Source organism: Cupriavidus basilensis OR16 (assembly GCF_000243095.1).
In the GTDB taxonomy this organism is placed as follows: domain Bacteria; phylum Pseudomonadota; class Gammaproteobacteria; order Burkholderiales; family Burkholderiaceae; genus Cupriavidus; species Cupriavidus basilensis_D.
The window spans coordinates 1-266 of the sequence record NZ_AHJE01000119.1 but is presented as its reverse complement, the minus strand read 5'-3'; the positions used below and the strand labels follow the sequence as shown (position 1 = coordinate 266).

Below are 266 nucleotides of genomic sequence, written 5' to 3'. Positions count from 1 at the left end.
ATCTCGATCGTGACCGCGGGCGCCGCTGCAGCGGTCATGGGTGTGGCGCTGGCGCAGATGACGCTGGCGCAGGCCATGATCGTGGCAGCCCTTTCCAGCATGGCCAGTAGCGCCTTCACCCAACTCGTTTCCGGCCAAGGGTTGAACTTCGGGAAGCTGGCGACGGCCGGTGCGATTGGCGCGATCACGGCGGGCTTGACCAAGGGCATCACCTTTGACGGCAGCAGCTTCGGGGTGAGTGAGTGGGGGAAGTCGCTGGAGGGAAC

At 65.4% G+C, this 266-nt stretch carries 1 pseudogene; it reads left to right on the top strand.

What is annotated here, in order from left to right:
* Nucleotides 1-36: 36 nt before the first annotated feature.
* Nucleotides 37-266, top strand: a pseudogene (locus tag OR16_RS33625) (hemagglutinin); the annotation flags it as partial.